The following is a 16,725-nucleotide window of genomic DNA, read 5'->3' on the forward strand; positions in this document are numbered from 1 at the left end:
CGCGACGGGTGCCGGGAGGTTCCGGCGGCGTTCAGCCGCGCCCGGCGCGGCGGCCGAGCAGTACGGAGCCGCCGACGCCGAGCACCATCAGGCCGACGAAGATCCACGGCAGCACGTCGAGCGGCGCCGGCGGCACCGGCCAGACCGAGCCGTAGAGGACGTAGGCGAGCACCGCGAGGGCGAGGGCGGCGACGATCGCATGATGGGGCCTGAGCTGCCCCTCGCGCCGCAGGAAGATCGGCATGGCGATTGCGGTGAGGCCATAGGCGAGGATGCAGCCGAAGGTCGAGAAGGTGCCGAACCAGTCGTAGACGTCGAGCGGCCTGGCAAATGACGTGAGCGTCAGGCTGAAGCCGAGACCGATCACCACCGCCACCCAGACCGCGATCGACGGCGCGCCGCGCACCGGGTCGAGCCGCCCGAGGACGGCCGGCAGGGCCCCGCGGCTCGCCAGCGCATAGGCGACGCGGGAGGAGGCGACGAGCGTCGCCACCACGCAGGTGAACAGGCTGATCGCCGCGCCGACCGAGACCAGCAGGCCGAGCCCCGGCAGGTCGAGGGCGCGGGCGAGATGGTCGAGGGGAGCGCTCTCGGTCGCCACCGCGATGTCGTAGCGGTCGAAGCCAAGCACGATGACGTAGGCGGAGAACACGAAGAAGACGCCGGTGATCAGCGGTGCCAGCAGCAGCGTGCGGGGGATGTCGACGAGCGGCCGCCGTGCCTCGCCGCCGAGCGAGGCGGCCGCCTCGAAGCCGACGAAGCTCAGGACGCAGATCAGGAGAGCACTGTTCATACCCGCCATCGAGACGCCGTCGAGGCTGAACTGGGAGAGGTCGACCGCGATGCCCTGGCGCGACAGGATAGCGAAGCCGAGCAGGGTGACGAGCAGCATCGAGAGGCCCTCGAGCGCCAGCATCAGGACCGTCGACACCCGCACGTCGCGCAGCGCCAGCGCCGCTGCGCCGACGCCGGCGACGGCGACCAGCACCACCGTCGGCACGGACAGCCCGGCCATCTTGAAGATCGCCTCGAGGTAGGCGGCGCAGCCGGCGAGCGTCGCGACCGGCACCGCGAGATAGGCGAGCAGCAGCGCCCAGGCGGTGACGAGCCGCGCGTTGGGGCCGAGGCCGTGCGCCACGAACTCCGACAGGGAGCCTGCGCCGGCAAAGCGCCGCGCGAACGGCACGAGGGTGAGGGCGACGAGCAGCACCGCCACGGTGCCGATCAGGTAGGCGAGCCAGGAGGCGGAGCCTGCGGCGGCGAAGACGAGGGCGATGTTGATGGTCGGTGTCGTCGAGGGCGCCAATCCGGCCACCGACTGCCCGAGCATGCCGACGAACCCGACGGACCGGCGCAGCCCAGCCGCCTCGGAGGCCGTCGTACCGGTCGTCCCCGTCGTCGCCGCGTCGTCACCCATCCCGCGCCCCCGCGCTCCACCCTATGCGACGGCGATAGCACATCGGCGGGATTGGGGGGTGCGGGTTGCTACCGCTGCCGCTCCTCCCACCCCTCCGCCACGAAGTAGGGGGCGTTGGAGGGGGCCAGCGCCGGCCGGCCGCGGAGGATGTCGGAAGCTTTTTCGCCGATCATGATGGTGGGGGCGTTGAGGTTGCCGGTGGTGACCTGCGGCATGATGGAGGAGTCCACCACGTGCAGGGCCTCGAGGCCGTGCACCTTCATCGTGGCGGGGTCGACGACGGCCATCGGATCGCTGGCGCTGCCCATCTTGCAGGAACACGAGGGATGGTAGGCGCTCTCGACCTTCGCCCGCACGAAGGCGTCGATCGCCTCGTCGGTGACGATGTCGGCGCCCGGCTGCAGCTCGCGGCCGCGATAGGGGTCGAAGGCGGCCTGGGCGAAGATCTCGCGGGTGAGGCGCACGCAGGCGCGCATCTCCACCATGTCGTCGGGGTGGCTCAGATAGTTGAAGAAGACGCGCGGCTTCTCCAGCGGATCGGGCGAGCGCAGGCGGACCCATCCGCGGCTCTTCGAGCGCATCGGGCCGACATGGGCCTGGAAGCCGTGTTCCGAGGCGAGTCCCTGGCCGTCATAGGTCACGGCGAGCGGCAGGAAGTGGTACTGGATGTCGGGATAGCGGATGCCGGCGCGCGAGCGGATGAAGCCGCAGGTCTCGAAGTGGTTGGTGGCGCCGAGGCCGTCCTTGAAGGCGAGCCAGCGCATGCCGATCAGCGCCTTCGCCAGCGGGTTCATCGATGAGTAGAGCGTGATCGGCTGCGTGCAGGCGACCTGGAAGTAGAACTCCAGATGATCCTGCAGGTTCTCGCCGACACCGGCCAAGTCGTGGACGACGCCGATGCCGTGCGACTGCAGCTCCGCCGCCGGGCCGACGCCGGAGAGCTTCAGAAGCTGCGGCGAGTTGATCGGCCCGCCGGCGAGGATGACGCCACGGCGGGCGGTGGCGAGATGCTCGGCGCCGCCGCGGCGATATTGGACGCCGGTGGCGCGGCGGCCGTCGAACGTCACGCGGGTGGCGAGCGCGCCGGTGAGCACGCGCAGGCCCGGGCGCTTCATCGCGGGCTTCAGGTAGGCGTTGGCCGCGGAGGAACGGACGCCGTGCTTCACCGTCATGTCCATCCGCCCGAAGCCTTCCTGGCGGTAGCCGTTGACGTCCTCCGTCTCGGCATAACCCGCCTGTTGCGCCGCCTCGACGAAGACGCGGTAGAGCGGGTTCTTCAGCTGCCCGTAGCGAGTGCCCAGCGGGCCGTCGGCGCCGCGATACTCGTCGCCGCCCTCCGCGCGCGTTTCGGCGCGCTTGAAGTAGGGCAGCACGTGGCGGTAGCCCCAGCCGCTGGCGCCCTGCTCCTCCCAGCCGTCGAAGTCGAGCGGGTTGCCGCGGATGTAGACGAGGCCGTTGATCGACGACGAGCCGCCGAGCACCTTGCCGCGCGGCGTGTGCAGGCGGCGGCCGCCGAGCCCGGGCTCCGGCTCGCTCTCGTAGAACCAGTTGTACTTCGGCATGTTCATCGGGATCGACAGCGCGCTCGGCATCTGGATGAACACCGAGCCGTCGCCGCCGCCGGCCTCCAGCACCAGCACGCTGACACCGGCATCCTCGGTCAGCCGGGCCGCCAGCACGGACCCGGCCGAGCCGGATCCGACGATGATGAAGTCGTAGGTGTCGGCCTGCATCGGACTTCTCAGTACGGCGCGTCGATGGGGGCGAGGGCCACGTAGACGCTCTTCAGCTGCGTGTAGTGCTCGATCGCAGCCTTGCCGTTCTCGCGGCCGAGGCCGGAGCGCTTGACGCCGCCGAAGGGGAGCTCGATCGGCGTGATGTTGTAGTGGTTGATCCAGCAGGTGCCCGCTTCCAGAGCCGCCACCGCGCGGTGGCCGCGGGTGAGGTCGCGGGTGAAGACGCCGGCGGCGAGGCCGAACTCGGTGGCGTTGGCGCGCTCGATCACCTCGTCCTCACTGTCGAAGGCGAGCACCGTCATGACGGGTCCGAAGATTTCTTCGCGCACGATCGCCATGCCGTCCTCGCAGCCGTCGAAGACGGTGGGCTCGACGAAGGCGCCGCGGGCGAGGGCGCCTGCGGAGACGCGCTTTCCGCCGACGGCGAGCTGCGCCCCCTCGGCGACGCCCTTCTCGATGTAGCCGAGCACCTTCTCCATGTGGCCGGCCGAGATCAGTGCGCCGACCTGCGTCCTCGGGTCGAGCGGGTCGCCGACGACCATCTTCTTCACCCGCGCCACGAGCTTCTCGAGGAACGCCGCCTTCACCGAGCGGTGCACGAAGACGCGCGTGCCGTTCGAGCAGACCTCGCCGGCGGAGTAGAAGTTCGCCAGCAGCGCGCCGGAGACGGCATTGTCGAGGTCGGCGTCCTCGAAGACGATCAGCGGCGACTTGCCGCCGAGCTCGAGCGTCACCTGCTTCAGCGTCGTGGCGGCGTCGGCCATCACCTTCATGCCGGTGCCGACCTCGCCCGTCAGCGACACCTTGGCGATGGCGGGGTGGCGCGTCAGTAGGCGGCCGGTGTCGGCGAAGCCCTGCACGACGTTGAAGACGCCGTCCGGCACGCCGGCCTCCGCCATGATCTCGGCGAGCTTGACGGCGGTGAGCGGGGTGAGCTCGGCCGGCTTGAAGATCATCGCGTTGCCGCAGGCGAGCGCGGGGGCCGACTTCCAGCAGGCGATCTGCAGCGGATAGTTCCACGCACCGATCCCGGCGACGATGCCGAGCGGCTCCCGGCGGGTGTAGCCGAAGGCCGACGGGCCGAGGTCGATGTGCTCGCCGGCGAGCGAGGCGGCGAGGCCGGCATAGTATTCGATGCAGTCGGCGCCGGAGATGACGTCGACGACCGAGGTCTCCTGGATCGGCTTGCCGGTGTCCTGCGTCTCCAGCCGCGCGAGCTCGTCGTTGCGGGCGCGCAGCAGGTCGGCGACGCGCTTCAGCACGCGGCCGCGTTCGGTGCCGGTCATGCGGGCCCAGAGCTTCTGGCCGGCGCGGGCGGCGGCGACCGCGGCGTCAACCTCGGCGGCGCCGGCGATCTCGACCTCGGCCAGCACCTCGCCGGTGGCGGGGTTGATGGTCTCGAAGGTCTGGCGTTCGGCAGCGTCGATCGGCCGGCCGCCGACGTGGTTGCGGATGATGCTGGACATGCGGGTCGGCCTCGGAGCGGGGAGGGAGCCGGCCTTCAGGGCGGCCTCAACGGAGGAATCGACGAAGGCGACGGCGATGGCGCGCGCGGCGGTGCTGTCGGTCTCGTGGGTGTCGGAGAGGGTGGCGCGCAGCCAAAGCCCGTCGATCATGGCGGCGGTGGCCACCGCGATGCGCTTGGCGTCGGCGGACGAGACCAGCGCCCGCAGCGCATGGCGCAGGTTCGACAGCATGCGCTTCTGGTAGACGACCTGGACGCGGCGCAGGCGCTGCGAGTGGATGACCTGGCCCCAGAAGGCGAGCCAGACCGAGCCGGTGCGGCGGTCGAACTCCTCCGGCGCGAGGTTCGCCTCGATGACGGCGCGCACCCGCTCGTGCGGCGTGCGGGCGCTCGCGAGCCTGCGGCCGGCGGCGCGGCCGACGCGGCTCGCCATGTGCCTGAGCGTCGCCTCCAGCAGCGAGTCCTTGTCGCCGAAATAATGCGAGACGAGGCCGGGCGAGACGCCGGCGCGCCGGCCGATGAGAGCGAGCGTCGTCGCCCCGAAACCGACCTCGGCCAGCGTCTCGATGGTCGCCTCGATCAGCTGGAGGCGCCGGTCGTCCTCGGTGGCGATCCGCAACAAGACCCGCCTCGCATCCCTTGATTGGTCGTTCAAGCAGGCGGCCCCCGCGCAGACGGATGCCGCCGATGATGGCCCGGTCGTCAGCGCCGGGGTTGCCCCCGCGCCGATCGCCGGACTGGCCAAATTATGAGCGTTTTCGGGCTGGAACAAGTCGAAAAAAGTGCGTGACAACGGCGCGGGAAGGGCATTGAATAGCCGTTCAATGGACCCGGCTGGTGGAGGCCGCGTCCGTCGATGCCGTCACCGTGACGGCCCTCGCCGCTGTGCGTGCGGAGGGTCTCGCGGGAGGCGTCGCCGGGGCCGGGTTCGAGGGGTTTGCCGGCACGAGCGCGAAGCGCCGCCGGCGGAGAGGGAGACCAGCAGGCATGTCGATCAGCTCTTCCCGCAGCACGTTCTCGTTCCGCAGCAGCATCCTGACCCGTCGGGCGTTCGCCGCCGCGGCGCTGTCGCTCGCCGTCGTCGTGACGGCCGCTCCGGCCGACGCCGCCGACCCCGAGGCGTGCAAGGTCGTGCGCTTCGCCGACGTCGGCTGGACCGACATCACCGCCACCACGGCGCTCGCCTCGACGGTGCTGGAGGGCCTCGGCTACGAGCCGAAGACCACCATCCTCGCCGTGCCGGTCACCTACGCCTCGCTGAAGAACAAGGACATCGACGTCTTCCTCGGCAACTGGATGCCGACGATGGAAGCCGACCTGAAGCCCTATCTCGAGGACAAGTCGGTCGAGACGGTCGGCGTCAACCTCGAGGGCGCCAAGTACACGCTGGCGGTGCCGGCCTTCACCTATGACGCCGGCCTGAAGTCGTTCGCCGACATCGCCAAGTTCAAGGACAAGCTCGGGGGAAAGATCTACGGCATCGAGCCCGGCAACGACGGCAACCGGCTGATCCTCGAGATGATCAGCGGTGGCCAGTTCGGCCTCGACGGCTTCCAGGTGGTGGAATCGAGCGAGCAGGGGATGCTCGCCGAGGTGGCCCGCGCCACCCGCCGCAAGGAGGACATCGTCTTCCTCGGCTGGGAGCCGCACCCGATGAACGCCAACTTCGAGATGAAGTACCTCGATGGCGGCGACGACGTCTTCGGCCCGAACTACGGCGGCGCCACCGTCCACACCAACGTCCGCGCCGGCTACCTCGAGGAGTGCCCGAACGTCGGCGCGCTCGTGAAGAACCTCAAGTTCTCGCTCCCCATGGAGAACGAGGTGATGGGCAAGATCCTCAACGACGGCGAGGATCCGGCCAAGGCCGCGAAGGACTGGCTGAAGGCGAACCCGGCCGCTCTCGACGGCTGGCTCGCCGGCGTCACCACCTTCGACGGCCAGCCCGGCCTGCCGGCGGTGAAGGCGAGCCTCGGCCTCTGAGGCGTTCCTCGCGGATTGGGTGCCTTCGTCCCTCCCCTGCCAGGGGGAGGGACAGCCGGCGTAGCCGGCAGGGTGGGGCCCGTCTTTGACGTGCCACCCCCGTTGACGGGCCCCCACCTGCCGACCTGCGGTCGGCTGTCCTCCCCCCTGGCAGGGGGAGGACGGTCGCGAGCCATTCGGGGTGGGCGCCCATGTACGACTGGATCACGGACCACAAGATCCCCGTCGGCCGGTGGATCGCGGCCTTCATCACCTTCCTCACCGACAATTTCGAGTGGCTGTTCGACGCCATCTCGCTGGTTCTGAGTGTCCTCATCAACGGCACGACGGCCGGCCTCCTGTGGGTGCCGCCGATCATCCTGATGGCGATCATCACGGTCGCGGCCTACTTGCTGCACCGCTCGATCTGGCTCGCGGTGTTCATCTTCCTCGGGCTCCTGTTCATCGCCAATCTCGGCTACTGGGAGCGCACGCTCGAGACCTTGTCGCTGGTGATCTGGGCGACGGTGGTGAGCGTCCTCATCGGCGTGCCGATCGGAATCGCGGCGGCGCACCGGCCCTGGCTCTATCAGGCGATGCGGCCCGTCCTCGACCTGATGCAGACGCTGCCGACCTTCGTCTACCTGATCCCGACGCTGGTGCTGTTCGGCCTCGGCGTCGTGCCCGGCCTGATCTCGACGGTGGTGTTTGCGGTGCCGGCGCCGATCCGGCTCACCCATCTCGGCGTCTCGTCGGTGCCGACGCAGCTCGTCGAGGCCGGCAAGGCCTTCGGCGCCACCAACCGGCAGCTCCTCTACAAGGTCGAGCTGCCCTACGCGCTGCCGATGATCATGGCCGGCGTCACCCAGTGCATCATGCTCAGCCTGTCGATGGTGGTGATCGCCTCCCTCGTCGGCGCCGACGGCCTCGGCGTGCCGGTGCTGAGGGCGCTCAACACCGTCAACGTCGCCATGGGCTTCGAGGCGGGCATCGCCATCGTCATTCTGGCGATCGTCCTCGACCGCGTCTTCAAGCGTCCCGAGACGCGCCGGAAGGGAGGCTGAGCCATGCCGGCCGTCGAGTTCCAGAACATCGACATCATCTTCGGCAAGGAACAGGCGAAGGCGCTGTCGATGGTCGACGCGGGGGCGACCCGCGACCAGATCCTCGCCGAGACCGGCGCCGTGCTGGGTGCTGCCGGCGTCAGCCTCGGCGTCGAGCGCGGCGAGATCTGCGTTCTGATGGGGCTTTCCGGCTCCGGCAAGTCGACGATCATGCGGGCGGTCAACCGGCTGAACACGGTCGCGCGCGGCGCCGTGCTGGTGGAACACGGCGGCAAGACCGTCGATGTCGTCAGCTGCGACGAGGCCACCCTGCGCGATCTGCGCATGCACACCGTCTCGATGGTGTTCCAGCAGTTCGCGCTGCTGCCGTGGCGGACGGTGCGCGAGAACGTCGGCTTCGGACTCGAGCTGCGCGGCGTCGGCTCGGCCGAGCGCAAGCGCATCGTCGACGAGAAGCTCGCCCTCGTCGGCCTGTCGAACTGGGCCGACAAGCACGCCCACGAGCTTTCCGGCGGTATGCAGCAGCGCGTCGGACTCGCCCGGGCCTTCGCCACCGACGCCGAGATCCTGTTGATGGACGAGCCGTTCTCGGCGCTCGACCCGCTCATCCGCGACAAGCTGCAGGACGAGCTCCTCGATCTGCAGTCGAAGCTGCGCAAGACCATCCTGTTCGTCAGCCACGATCTCGACGAGGCGCTGAAGCTCGGCAACAAGATCGCCATTCTCGAGGGCGGCCGCATCGTCCAGTGCGGTACCGGCGAAGACATCCTGCTGCGCCCGGCGAACGACTACGTCGCCGAGTTCGTCAAGCACATGAACCCGCTCAACGTGCTGCGCGGCACCTCGGTGATGACCCCGGCGGCCTCGCTGGTGCGCGAGGATGGCGCGGTGCTGGTCGACCGCGGCGGCCGCATCCGCGTCGCCGTCGACGCCGAGGACCGGCCGATCTCGGTTTCACTCGACGGCCGCGTCGGCACCATCGCGCACTGCGACCCCGAGGGAAACGTCACCGACGCCGTTCGCGCCGCCGAGGTGTTGATCGCCCCGGTCGACCTGTCGCTGAAGTCGGCGATCGTGCTGAAGCAGGAGACGGCGCACCCGATCCTGCTGGTCGACCAGCTCGGCCGCCTCGCCGGTCTCTGCGGCGACGAGGAGATCTACCGCGGTCTGCTGCGGCGCGGGCAGAACTGAGGATCAGCCGGCGCTCGTTGGGCCGGTGCCAGCGAGGCCGAGGAAGACGATTGCCGCCTGGCTCAGACGGGAGAGGTCGTCTGCGTCGAGCTGCCCGATCTTCTGACCGAGGCGCGCGCGTGGCACGGTCGTGATCTTGTCCACCATCAGCCGGCTCGGCTGGCGCAGGCCGTTCCGATCGTCGGGCTCGACGAGAAGCCGCAGGAACGGCGCATCGAGCGGATCCGACGTGAATGCGCAGATCGTGACCGATGCCGTCGCCGCGAAGGCGTCGTCCTGCAGGACGACGGCCGGGCGAGGCTTTCCGGTGTAGTCGCCGGCCGCGGCGACCGTCCAGATTTCGCCTCGCCTCATGTCCCGGAAAAATCCGACACCGCGTCGATGAACGCCTGGTCCTCGCGCTCGGACGGGCTCCTCGCGACGGCTTCGGACTGCCGTCTTGCCTCCGCTCGAAAGGCGTCGGTGCGCGTGTCGGGCAGCCAGATCTGCACCAGCCGCAGGCCCTGCGCACGCCGTCGCTGCCGGTGCGCCTCCACCCTTGGCCTCGAAGGCGCCGTCATGTCGCCGCTCCGCTCTGCGTTACATGTAACATAGTCGGGCGCTCGCAGCCGGGCAAGTCACGCCACCGTCAGAACATGAACACGCCGCCGAGCCAGACGATCGCCAGCGCCCGCGCGCCCGTCGTCAGCACCGCGTGGCCCGTGCCGGAGGCCCGCCAGACCGCGGCGCACAGGAACAGGTTGTAGGGGAGCGGCACCAGGAAGGCGGCGAGTGCCGCCCAGTCCGGGGCGTCGTGGGCGATCAGCGTCAGCGCGATGCCGCCCGCGCACAGGTTGAGCAGCGTCCCCCAGACCAGCATGTCGACGAGAAGCACGCGCCGCAGCGGGCTTTCGGCACGCCAGAGGCGCCGGAAGTGGCTGGGCACCGGCTGCAGCGCGGCGAGACTCGGCACGCTCACGTCTCCTCCGCGGCCGCGACCTGAACCAGCAGCTTGTCGATCCGCCGGCCATCCATGTCGACGATCTCGAAGCGGTAGCCGGCGTGCTCGAACCAGTCGCCGGCCGCCGGGATGCGGCCGAGCTTCTCGAGCGCCAGGCCGGCGACGGTGTGATAGTCGCCGCCGCCGATGCCGCGCACGCCGAGCCGGTCGCGGAACTCGTCGACCGGCGTCAGCCCGTCGACGAGCCAGGAGCCGTCGGCGCGCTCGACGATGTCGGGGTCCTCCGCCTCGTGCGCCTCCGGCAGGTCGCCGGCGATCGTCTCCAGCACGTCGGTGGGCGTGACGATGCCCTCGGTGGTGCCGTACTCGTCGACGACGACGATCATATGGGCGCCGCTCGCCTTGAACTGGTCGATCAGGTTCAGCACCGGTGTCTGTTCCGGCACGGCCACGAGCGGCTGCATGAGGGCCCCGAGATCGAGCGGGCGGCCCTCCATGACGGCGGCCAGCATCGCCTTGGTGTGGACGACGCCGACCGCCTCGTCGACGGTGCCATCGCAGACGAGCAGTCGGGAGTGCGAGTGGGCGCACAGCACCCGCGCGATCTCCTCGCGGGGGGCGTTGCGGTCGAGCCAGACGATCTCGTTGCGCGGCGTCATCAGGGCGCGGACGTTGCGATCGGCAAGGCGGAGCACGCCCTCGATCATCGCCCTTTCCTCGACGGCGAACACGCCCGTCTCGGCGCCCTCGGCGATGAGGGCTCGCACCTCCTCCTCGGACACCGTCTCGTCGCCTTGCGACCGGCGGCCGAACAGGAGCAGGATCGCCTCCGTCGAGGTGCGCAGCAGCCAGACGATCGGTGCGGCCACCTTCGACAGCAGCGTCATCGGCCCCGCCACGACGGTGGCGACCGCTTCCGGGTTGGCGAGCGCCAGCCGCTTCGGCACGAGCTCGCCGATGACGAGCGACAGATAGGTAATGCAGACCACGACGACGAAGAAGGCGATCTCCGGCCCGCGGGTGCCGATCGCCGGGACGTCGGAAAGCACGTGGCCGAGGCGGTCGGCGAGGGTGGCGCCGGAGAAGGCGCCGGCGAAGATGCCGACCAGCGTGATGCCGATCTGCACCGTCGAGAGGAAGCGGCTCGGGTCCTCCTTCAGCCGGAGCGCGGCGCGGGCGCCGCGGCTGCCGTCGGCGGCCATCCCCTCCAGCCGCGCCTTGCGGGCCGAGACGACGGCGAGCTCCGACATCGCCAGCACGCCGTTGACGAACGTGAGGGCGAAGACGACGGCGATCTCGAAGAACAACATGGTGTGTGAGGGGCCTGGTGGTGGCGCGGAGGCTAGTATGGGGTCTGCGGGCGGCAGGTGCAAAAAGCCGCCGCCGCGGCCCCGGCTCTCGCGGCCGCGTCAGGGTGGCGCGTCGGCCGGGCCCTCGCCGCGGGCGAGCGCGCGCACCACCGGGCTCGCGACCCGGTAGGCGGCCTCGATGGCGGCGTCGTAGGCGGAGAAGCTGGTCTCGTCGGCGTTCTGTGCCAGGTGCTCGGCGGCGGTCTCGCCGCGACGGGGAAGCGTGTGGTTGCTGGCGGCGCGCAGCACCAGCACGCGGTCGCGGTCGACCTTGCCGGCGCGGGCGAGCTGCGTCAGGGCCGTCAGCGTGCCGGTGTCCTCCATCGCCGAGGTGGTGAAGTCGCCGCGGCCCTCGGTCCAGTAGCGCACCCAGCGCCCGGCCCAGCGGTTGAGGCGCTTGCCGGTCCAGAAGGTCGAGCCGGACAGCGTGTCGCCACGCATCACCCGCGGTGGCGTCTGGGAGGCCGGATAGTCCTCGTAGCCGCGCCGCGCCCGGCGGAGCGCACGGTCGTCGGCAAGGCGGATGTTGCGCGTCTCGCGGAAGGCCCAGGCGACGAGGCTCTCCTTCAGCTTGAACACCGAGCGGGTCGCCCCGGTCGGCGGCCGCGGCTCCTGGTAGGGCTCGGTCCGGCCGAGCGGCACGTAGCCGGTCGTCCAGTCGGCCGGGATCTCGCGGGCGTCGATCTCGTAGGCGAGGTCGGCGTCGACCACCCAGCGCGCCCACGCCGCCGAGCCGACCGACATCCGCTCCGGATTGCCGCCGGCGATGCCGGCCACCACCCAGTAGGCCTGGGAGAGGTCGAAGCGCGGGTCCATGCCGAGACCGGTGATCGAGGCGCTCGCATGGGCCGTGCCCTCGCCGGTGACGATCGCCAGCACGCCGAGGTCGGGATTGTAGCGCAGGCGGTGGTTGCCCTGCGGGAACGGCAGGACCTCGGGGAGCGGCAGGCGCTCGGTCCAGAGCTGCAGTTCGCCGGGGATGTCGCCCTTGTCCTTGCCGATCTCGAAGGCGGTGACGACCACGACCTTGATGGGGATCGGCGGGTCGGCGGCCCTGGCCGGACTAACGACGAGGGCTGTGGCGAGCAGGAGGGCGGGGATCACGTGGCGCATCGCCCCTCTATAGGGGCGCCCGGCGCGATTGTCCCGCCATCGCCACGTCGCAACCACTTTGGAACGCCTCTCATCCGTTGACAGCGGCGAGACGGTTTGATCAGATGGTCAAAATTTCAGCCTGACGCCGCAACGGGCAGTGCCCGCGGGCGGGGCTCACCGAAGACACCCAGAGGGCGTCGCCGAATCCGAAAACGGACGGGACGCGGTGGAGACGATGGCATGACGGCAGCACCGGACATCCGGGGCGGACGCCTGGCGTCCGCCGAGTACGCGGTCAATTTCGCCGACCTGCATCCGGCACAGACGCCGCACGAGGCGCGGCTCGCCGCCGAGCGGTGCCTGTTCTGCTACGACGCACCCTGCCAGACGGCGTGCCCGACCTCGATCGACATTCCCCTGTTCATCCGCCAGATCGCCACCGGCAACCGGCTCGGCTCGGCGAAGACGATCCTCTCGGCCAATCCGCTGGGTGCCATGTGCGCCCGCGTCTGCCCGACCGAGACGCTCTGCGAGGAGGCGTGCGTGCGCAATGCCGACGCCGACGAGCCGGTGGAGATCGGCCGGCTGCAGCGCTACGCCACCGACCTCGTCATCGACGAGATGCGGCCGATCTTCCGCCGCGCGGCGCCGACCGGCCGCAAGATCGCCGTCGTCGGCGCCGGCCCGGCCGGCCTCGCCTGCGCCCATGGCCTGGCGCTCGCCGGCCACGAGGTGACGATCTTCGACGCGCGGGAGAAGGCCGGGGGCCTGAACGAGTATGGCATCGCCTCCTACAAGGCGACCGGCGACATCGCCCAGCGCGAGGTTGACTGGCTCCTGTCGGTCGGCGGCATCACGGTCGAGACCGGCAAGGCGCTCGGCCGCGACGTGACGCTCGCGGGCCTGCGGGCCGAATACGACGCGGTCTTCCTCGGGCTCGGCCTGCAGGGCGTCAATCACCTCGGCTTCCACGACGGCGGCATCTCCGGCGTGGTCGATGCGATCGACTTCATCGCCCGCCTCCGCCAGGCGCAGGCGGACGGCCGCCTCGACACGGTGCCGGTCGGCCGCCGCGTCGTCGTCATCGGCGGCGGCATGACGGCGATCGACGCCGCCGTGCAGGCGAAGAAGCTCGGCGCCGAAGAGGTGACGATCGTCTACCGCCGTGGACCGGCGGAGATGGGCGCGAGCCGCTTCGAGCAGGAACTGGCGCTGACCCACGGCGTCACCATCCGCCACTACGCCCGCGTCGTCGAACTCGAGGACCGGGACGGCCAGCTGCACGCCGTCCACGTCGCCGTCACCGGCGTCGACGGCGGCCACGTCTATGACACCAACGAGCGCTTCGAGCTGTCCGCCGACATGCTGCTGAAGGCGATCGGCCAGACCTTCCTGCCCGAGGTGCTCGGCCACGATCTCGAGCTCGCCCACGGCCGCATCGTCATCGACGACGAGCGCCGCACCTCGCTGCCGGACGTCTTCGCCGGCGGGGACTGCGTCGCCGCCGGCTCCGACCTCACCGTCGTGGCGGTCGAGGACGGCAAGCAGGCGGCCCGCGCCATCGACCGGCAGCTGCGCGGCGGCATGGAAATTGTGGCTGCTTAAATGCAGGTTCTGGCACTCAATCGAAAGTGGGCCGAGGACGACGATCTGCTTTCGTCGGACTTTAGTTTGGCCGGGAGTGTAGCGCCGCCGTCCTTTGACGTTCAGCTAGTGGATGCTGGCCTTGGAGCCTCATTGCCGACGATTTTGTTCAGCTGCGCGAATGCTGCGGCGTTGGCTCTTGCAATTTTTTCCGCTCCCAAGACAATTAAAGAAAATTGGCCGGAATGGAAGTCGATTTATGATAGTATCACTAGCAAGGTGTCATCGATTTATGATGAATATAGTATAGATAGGGATTCCGCAGCGATTATCGCTATTCATGAGGTGTTTGAGCTGACTGCGGGCGCGGGGGATCTGTTTGTTGATTTCGTGCTGCGCCACTATAGCGATTTGTCTACCGGCTATGAGGATGTTTCTATCGTAAAAGTTGTGATAGCAGATAGCGGTGTCGAAGGTAATATTCAGGCATCAAGGCAAGTAAGATGTCGATATATTGTCGGTGTGTCAGCGGAAGTTTCGAGATACACTGTTTTAGTTGAGAAGACGGGCTTGGTGTCATTCTGCAGGCTGATATAAGGGAGAGCGCCAAAATGGCCGATCTGTCCGTCACCTTCGCCGGCATCCGCTCGCCGAACCCGTTCTGGCTCGCCTCGGCGCCGCCGACCGACAAGGCCTACAACGTCGAGCGCGCCTTCGAGGCGGGCTGGGGCGGCGTCGTCTGGAAGACGCTCGGCGAGGAGGGGCCGCCGATCGTCAACGTCTCCGGCCCGCGCTACGGCGCCATCCACGGGCCGGACCGGCGCGTCATCGGCTTCAACAACATCGAGCTCATCACCGACCGGCCGCTCGAGGTGAACCTCGCCGAGATCGCCGCCGTGAAGCGGCGCTGGCCGGACCGGGCGATGGTCGTCTCGCTGATGGTGCCGTGCGAGGAGGTCGCGTGGAAGCGCATCCTGCCGCGCGTCGAGGACACCGGCGCCGACGGCATCGAGCTCAACTTCGGCTGTCCGCACGGCATGTCCGAGCGCGGCATGGGCGCGGCCGTCGGCCAGGTGCCCGAGTACGTGCAGATGGTGACGGAGTGGTGCAAGCTGCACTCGCGGCTGCCGGTCATCGTCAAGCTGACGCCGAACGTCACCGACGTCCGCAACCCCGCTCAGGCGGCGGTGCGCGGCGGCGCCGACGCCGTCTCGCTCATCAACACCGTCAATTCCATCATGGGCGTCGACCTCGACGCGATGGCGCCGAACCCGCACACCGACGGCAAGGCGACGCACGGCGGCATGTGCGGCCCGGCGGTGAAGCCGATCGCGCTCCACATGGTCGCCGACATCGCCCGCTCGCGCGGCACCGCCGGCATCCCGATCTCCGGCATCGGTGGCATCGAGACCTGGCGCGACGCAGCCGAGTTCATCTCGCTCGGCTGCGGCACCGTGCAGGTCTGCACCGCGGCGATGGTCTACGGATTCAAGATCGTCCAGGAGATGATCTCCGGCCTCGAGACCTTCATGGACGAGAAGGGCTACGCCACCATCGAGGACTTCCGCGGCCGCGCCGTGCCGAACGTCACCGACTGGCAGCACCTCAACCTGCACTACGCCGTCAAGGCGCGGATCGACCAGGACCTCTGCATCAAGTGCGGTCGCTGCCACATCGCCTGCGAGGACACCTCGCACCAGGCGATCACGTCGCAAAAGGACGGCGTGCGCCACTTCGAGGTGATCGACGAGGAGTGCGTCGGCTGCAACCTCTGCGCCACGGTCTGCCCGATCGAGCACTGCATCGAGATGGTGCCGCTGATGAACGAGGTCGACCGCCGCACCGGCCGTCTCGTCGACGGCTCCCACCTCGACTGGACAAGGCACCCCAACAACCCGGCGGTCCGCGAGGCGGCTGAGTGAAGTTTTCTTGTCCTCCCCCTGCCAGGGGGGAGGACAGCCGGCGGAGCCGGCAGGTGGGGGCCCGTCAATCCGGATGACTACCTCGGCCGTCGTGCTCCGGATTGACAGGCCCCACCCTGACCGCTGCGCGGTCTGTCCCTCCCCCTGGCAGGGGAGGGACGCTCCACCACCAGCGTGGAGGGACGCGTCAGGGCCTGAGCCCGCCCAGCAGGATCGTCAACAGCGAAGCGAGCGTGCGCTGGTGGAAGTCGTCGTCGGAGAGGTCGGAGCCCGCCACCGCCCGCACCTGCACGGCGAAGTCGGCATAGTGCTGCGTCGTCGCCCAGATCGAGAAGAGGAGGTGGCGCGGATCGACCGGCGCCATCCGCCCCTCGGCGATCCAGTGCTCGATGATCGCCGCCTTGGCGTCGACCAGGCACTTGAGACGGCCGGACAGCACGGGGGAGAGATGCGGCGCGCCCTGGATGATCTCCATCGCGAACATCCGCGAGGCGGCCGGGTCGCGCCGCGAGGCCTCGAGCTTGTTGGCGATGTACTCGGGCAGCGCGTCGAAGGGGTCGCGGGAGGCGTCGAGGCCGCGCAGTGGCTCCAGCCACATGTCGAGGGTGCGCTCCAGCACGGCGGTGTAGAGCGCGTCCTTGGAGCGGAAGTAGTAGAGCAGGTTCGGCTTCGACATGCCGGCGGCGGCCGCGATCTGCTCGACGCGGGCACCGTGGTAGCCGAACGTCGAGAACACATTCAGCGCCGCGTCGAGGATGCGCACGGCGTTCGCCTCGCCGATGCGCGTCTTGCGCGGACCGGCGGGCGATTCGCCCTCAGTCACCTCGACGGCACCGCCCGCGCCCTTGACTTCGTGACCCTCCATCCCGCCCTCTTGCCCCGCCGTGCCCGCATCCGGCGCGATGGTGCCCAAGATTTGCCCAGCCGGTCAAATCGCCGCCGGCCGATCGGCGCGCATCGCTCGCGCAGCGACGGCCGATCACGCTATCTTGCCTGCATG

16 protein-coding genes are annotated in these 16,725 nt (G+C 69.5%); 7 read left to right on the plus strand and 9 right to left on the minus strand.

Features of this window, described 5'->3' with window-relative positions:
• Nucleotides 1-31: 31 nt before the first annotated feature.
• The 3 genes from RUR49_RS24910 to betB form a co-directional block, all read right to left on the minus strand.
• The gene (locus RUR49_RS24910; protein ID WP_409149240.1) at nucleotides 32-1,417 is read right to left on the minus strand and encodes an APC family permease; all 1,386 of its coding nucleotides are present in this window, start codon (nucleotides 1,415-1,417) and stop codon (nucleotides 32-34) included.
• A 68-nt stretch (nucleotides 1,418-1,485) separates the two neighbouring features.
• Entirely contained in the window at nucleotides 1,486-3,150 is a 1,665-nt protein-coding gene (gene betA / locus RUR49_RS24915; protein ID WP_409149242.1) for a choline dehydrogenase, read from the minus strand.
• Between the two features lie 8 nt (nucleotides 3,151-3,158).
• On the minus strand, nucleotides 3,159-5,237 hold the full coding sequence (gene betB, locus RUR49_RS24920) for a betaine-aldehyde dehydrogenase (RefSeq protein WP_409149243.1): 2,079 nt from the start codon (nucleotides 5,235-5,237) through the stop codon (nucleotides 3,159-3,161).
• Between betB and RUR49_RS24925 the strand changes: the two genes are divergently transcribed.
• From RUR49_RS24925 to choV, 4 genes are all read left to right on the plus strand, one after another.
• Entirely contained in the window at nucleotides 5,224-5,370 is a 147-nt protein-coding gene (locus tag RUR49_RS24925) for a hypothetical protein (RefSeq protein ID WP_409149245.1), read from the plus strand. The two genes, betB and RUR49_RS24925, sit on opposite strands and share 14 nt — an antisense overlap.
• Nucleotides 5,371-5,605: 235 nt before the next feature.
• Entirely contained in the window at nucleotides 5,606-6,601 is a 996-nt protein-coding gene (locus RUR49_RS24930; RefSeq protein WP_409149246.1) for a choline ABC transporter substrate-binding protein, read from the plus strand.
• A gap of 191 nt (nucleotides 6,602-6,792) precedes the next feature.
• Nucleotides 6,793-7,644, plus strand: a complete 852-nt coding sequence (gene choW, locus RUR49_RS24935) for a choline ABC transporter permease subunit (RefSeq protein ID WP_409149248.1) — start codon at nucleotides 6,793-6,795, stop codon at nucleotides 7,642-7,644.
• A gap of 3 nt (nucleotides 7,645-7,647) precedes the next feature.
• Entirely contained in the window at nucleotides 7,648-8,835 is a 1,188-nt protein-coding gene (choV, locus tag RUR49_RS24940) for a choline ABC transporter ATP-binding protein (protein WP_409149250.1), read from the plus strand.
• 3 nt (nucleotides 8,836-8,838) lie between these two features.
• On the opposite strand, the gene RUR49_RS24945 is transcribed toward choV, so the two are convergent.
• The 5 genes from RUR49_RS24945 to RUR49_RS24965 form a co-directional block, all read right to left on the minus strand.
• The gene (locus tag RUR49_RS24945) at nucleotides 8,839-9,189 is read right to left on the minus strand and encodes a type II toxin-antitoxin system PemK/MazF family toxin (protein WP_409149251.1); all 351 of its coding nucleotides are present in this window, start codon (nucleotides 9,187-9,189) and stop codon (nucleotides 8,839-8,841) included.
• The gene (locus RUR49_RS24950; protein WP_409149253.1) at nucleotides 9,186-9,395 is read right to left on the minus strand and encodes an antitoxin MazE family protein; all 210 of its coding nucleotides are present in this window, start codon (nucleotides 9,393-9,395) and stop codon (nucleotides 9,186-9,188) included. Before RUR49_RS24950 ends, RUR49_RS24945 begins: the two co-directional genes overlap by 4 nt.
• Before the next feature lie 68 nt (nucleotides 9,396-9,463).
• Nucleotides 9,464-9,793 (minus strand): hypothetical protein, encoded by a 330-nt coding sequence (locus RUR49_RS24955; RefSeq protein ID WP_409149255.1) that lies wholly within the window; start codon nucleotides 9,791-9,793, stop codon nucleotides 9,464-9,466.
• The gene (locus RUR49_RS24960; RefSeq protein ID WP_409149256.1) at nucleotides 9,790-11,085 is read right to left on the minus strand and encodes a hemolysin family protein; all 1,296 of its coding nucleotides are present in this window, start codon (nucleotides 11,083-11,085) and stop codon (nucleotides 9,790-9,792) included. Before RUR49_RS24960 ends, RUR49_RS24955 begins: the two co-directional genes overlap by 4 nt.
• Nucleotides 11,086-11,184: 99 nt before the next feature.
• On the minus strand, nucleotides 11,185-12,237 hold the full coding sequence (locus RUR49_RS24965; protein ID WP_409149258.1) for a hypothetical protein: 1,053 nt from the start codon (nucleotides 12,235-12,237) through the stop codon (nucleotides 11,185-11,187).
• A gap of 222 nt (nucleotides 12,238-12,459) precedes the next feature.
• On the opposite strand from RUR49_RS24965, the gene RUR49_RS24970 reads away from it, so the two are divergent.
• The 3 genes from RUR49_RS24970 to preA are packed head-to-tail and all read left to right on the plus strand — an operon-like array spanning nucleotide 12,460 to nucleotide 15,725.
• Nucleotides 12,460-13,824: an NAD(P)-dependent oxidoreductase gene (locus RUR49_RS24970; RefSeq protein ID WP_409149260.1), complete on the plus strand. Its 1,365-nt coding sequence runs from the start codon at nucleotides 12,460-12,462 to the stop codon at nucleotides 13,822-13,824.
• Complete coding sequence (locus RUR49_RS24975; RefSeq protein WP_409149262.1) at nucleotides 13,825-14,400, plus strand: hypothetical protein; 576 nt, start codon at nucleotides 13,825-13,827, stop codon at nucleotides 14,398-14,400.
• A gap of 14 nt (nucleotides 14,401-14,414) precedes the next feature.
• Nucleotides 14,415-15,725, plus strand: coding sequence for an NAD-dependent dihydropyrimidine dehydrogenase subunit PreA (preA, locus tag RUR49_RS24980; RefSeq protein WP_409149264.1), 1,311 nt, complete (start codon nucleotides 14,415-14,417; stop codon nucleotides 15,723-15,725).
• Between the two features lie 187 nt (nucleotides 15,726-15,912).
• Here the strand turns inward: preA and rutR are convergent, their stop codons facing one another.
• Nucleotides 15,913-16,590, minus strand: coding sequence for an HTH-type transcriptional regulator RutR (gene rutR, locus RUR49_RS24985; protein WP_409149266.1), 678 nt, complete (start codon nucleotides 16,588-16,590; stop codon nucleotides 15,913-15,915).
• Between the last annotated feature and the right edge of the window lie 135 nt (nucleotides 16,591-16,725).

Origin of the sequence: Pseudoxanthobacter sp. M-2 (assembly GCF_046156265.1) — a bacterium.
GTDB lineage: Bacteria > Pseudomonadota > Alphaproteobacteria > Rhizobiales > Segnochrobactraceae > CAMDHY01.

What these genes read in the sequence shown, in the direction of transcription:
- RUR49_RS24910 (WP_409149240.1), bottom strand. Translation starts at nt 1,417, where the DNA reads ATGGGTGACGACGCGGCGACGACGGGGACGACCGGTACGACGGCCTCC.
- betA (WP_409149242.1), bottom strand. Translation starts at nt 3,150, where the DNA reads ATGCAGGCCGACACCTACGACTTCATCATCGTCGGATCCGGCTCGGCC.
- RUR49_RS24930 (WP_409149246.1), top strand. Translation starts at nt 5,606, where the DNA reads ATGTCGATCAGCTCTTCCCGCAGCACGTTCTCGTTCCGCAGCAGCATC.
- choW (WP_409149248.1), top strand. Translation starts at nt 6,793, where the DNA reads ATGTACGACTGGATCACGGACCACAAGATCCCCGTCGGCCGGTGGATC.
- choV (WP_409149250.1), top strand. Translation starts at nt 7,648, where the DNA reads ATGCCGGCCGTCGAGTTCCAGAACATCGACATCATCTTCGGCAAGGAA.
- RUR49_RS24945 (WP_409149251.1), bottom strand. Translation starts at nt 9,189, where the DNA reads ATGAGGCGAGGCGAAATCTGGACGGTCGCCGCGGCCGGCGACTACACC.
- RUR49_RS24950 (WP_409149253.1), bottom strand. Translation starts at nt 9,395, where the DNA reads ATGACGGCGCCTTCGAGGCCAAGGGTGGAGGCGCACCGGCAGCGACGG.
- RUR49_RS24960 (WP_409149256.1), bottom strand. Translation starts at nt 11,085, where the DNA reads ATGTTGTTCTTCGAGATCGCCGTCGTCTTCGCCCTCACGTTCGTCAAC.
- RUR49_RS24965 (WP_409149258.1), bottom strand. Translation starts at nt 12,237, where the DNA reads ATGCGCCACGTGATCCCCGCCCTCCTGCTCGCCACAGCCCTCGTCGTT.
- RUR49_RS24970 (WP_409149260.1), top strand. Translation starts at nt 12,460, where the DNA reads ATGACGGCAGCACCGGACATCCGGGGCGGACGCCTGGCGTCCGCCGAG.
- RUR49_RS24975 (WP_409149262.1), top strand. Translation starts at nt 13,825, where the DNA reads ATGCAGGTTCTGGCACTCAATCGAAAGTGGGCCGAGGACGACGATCTG.
- preA (WP_409149264.1), top strand. Translation starts at nt 14,415, where the DNA reads ATGGCCGATCTGTCCGTCACCTTCGCCGGCATCCGCTCGCCGAACCCG.
- rutR (WP_409149266.1), bottom strand. Translation starts at nt 16,590, where the DNA reads ATGGAGGGTCACGAAGTCAAGGGCGCGGGCGGTGCCGTCGAGGTGACT.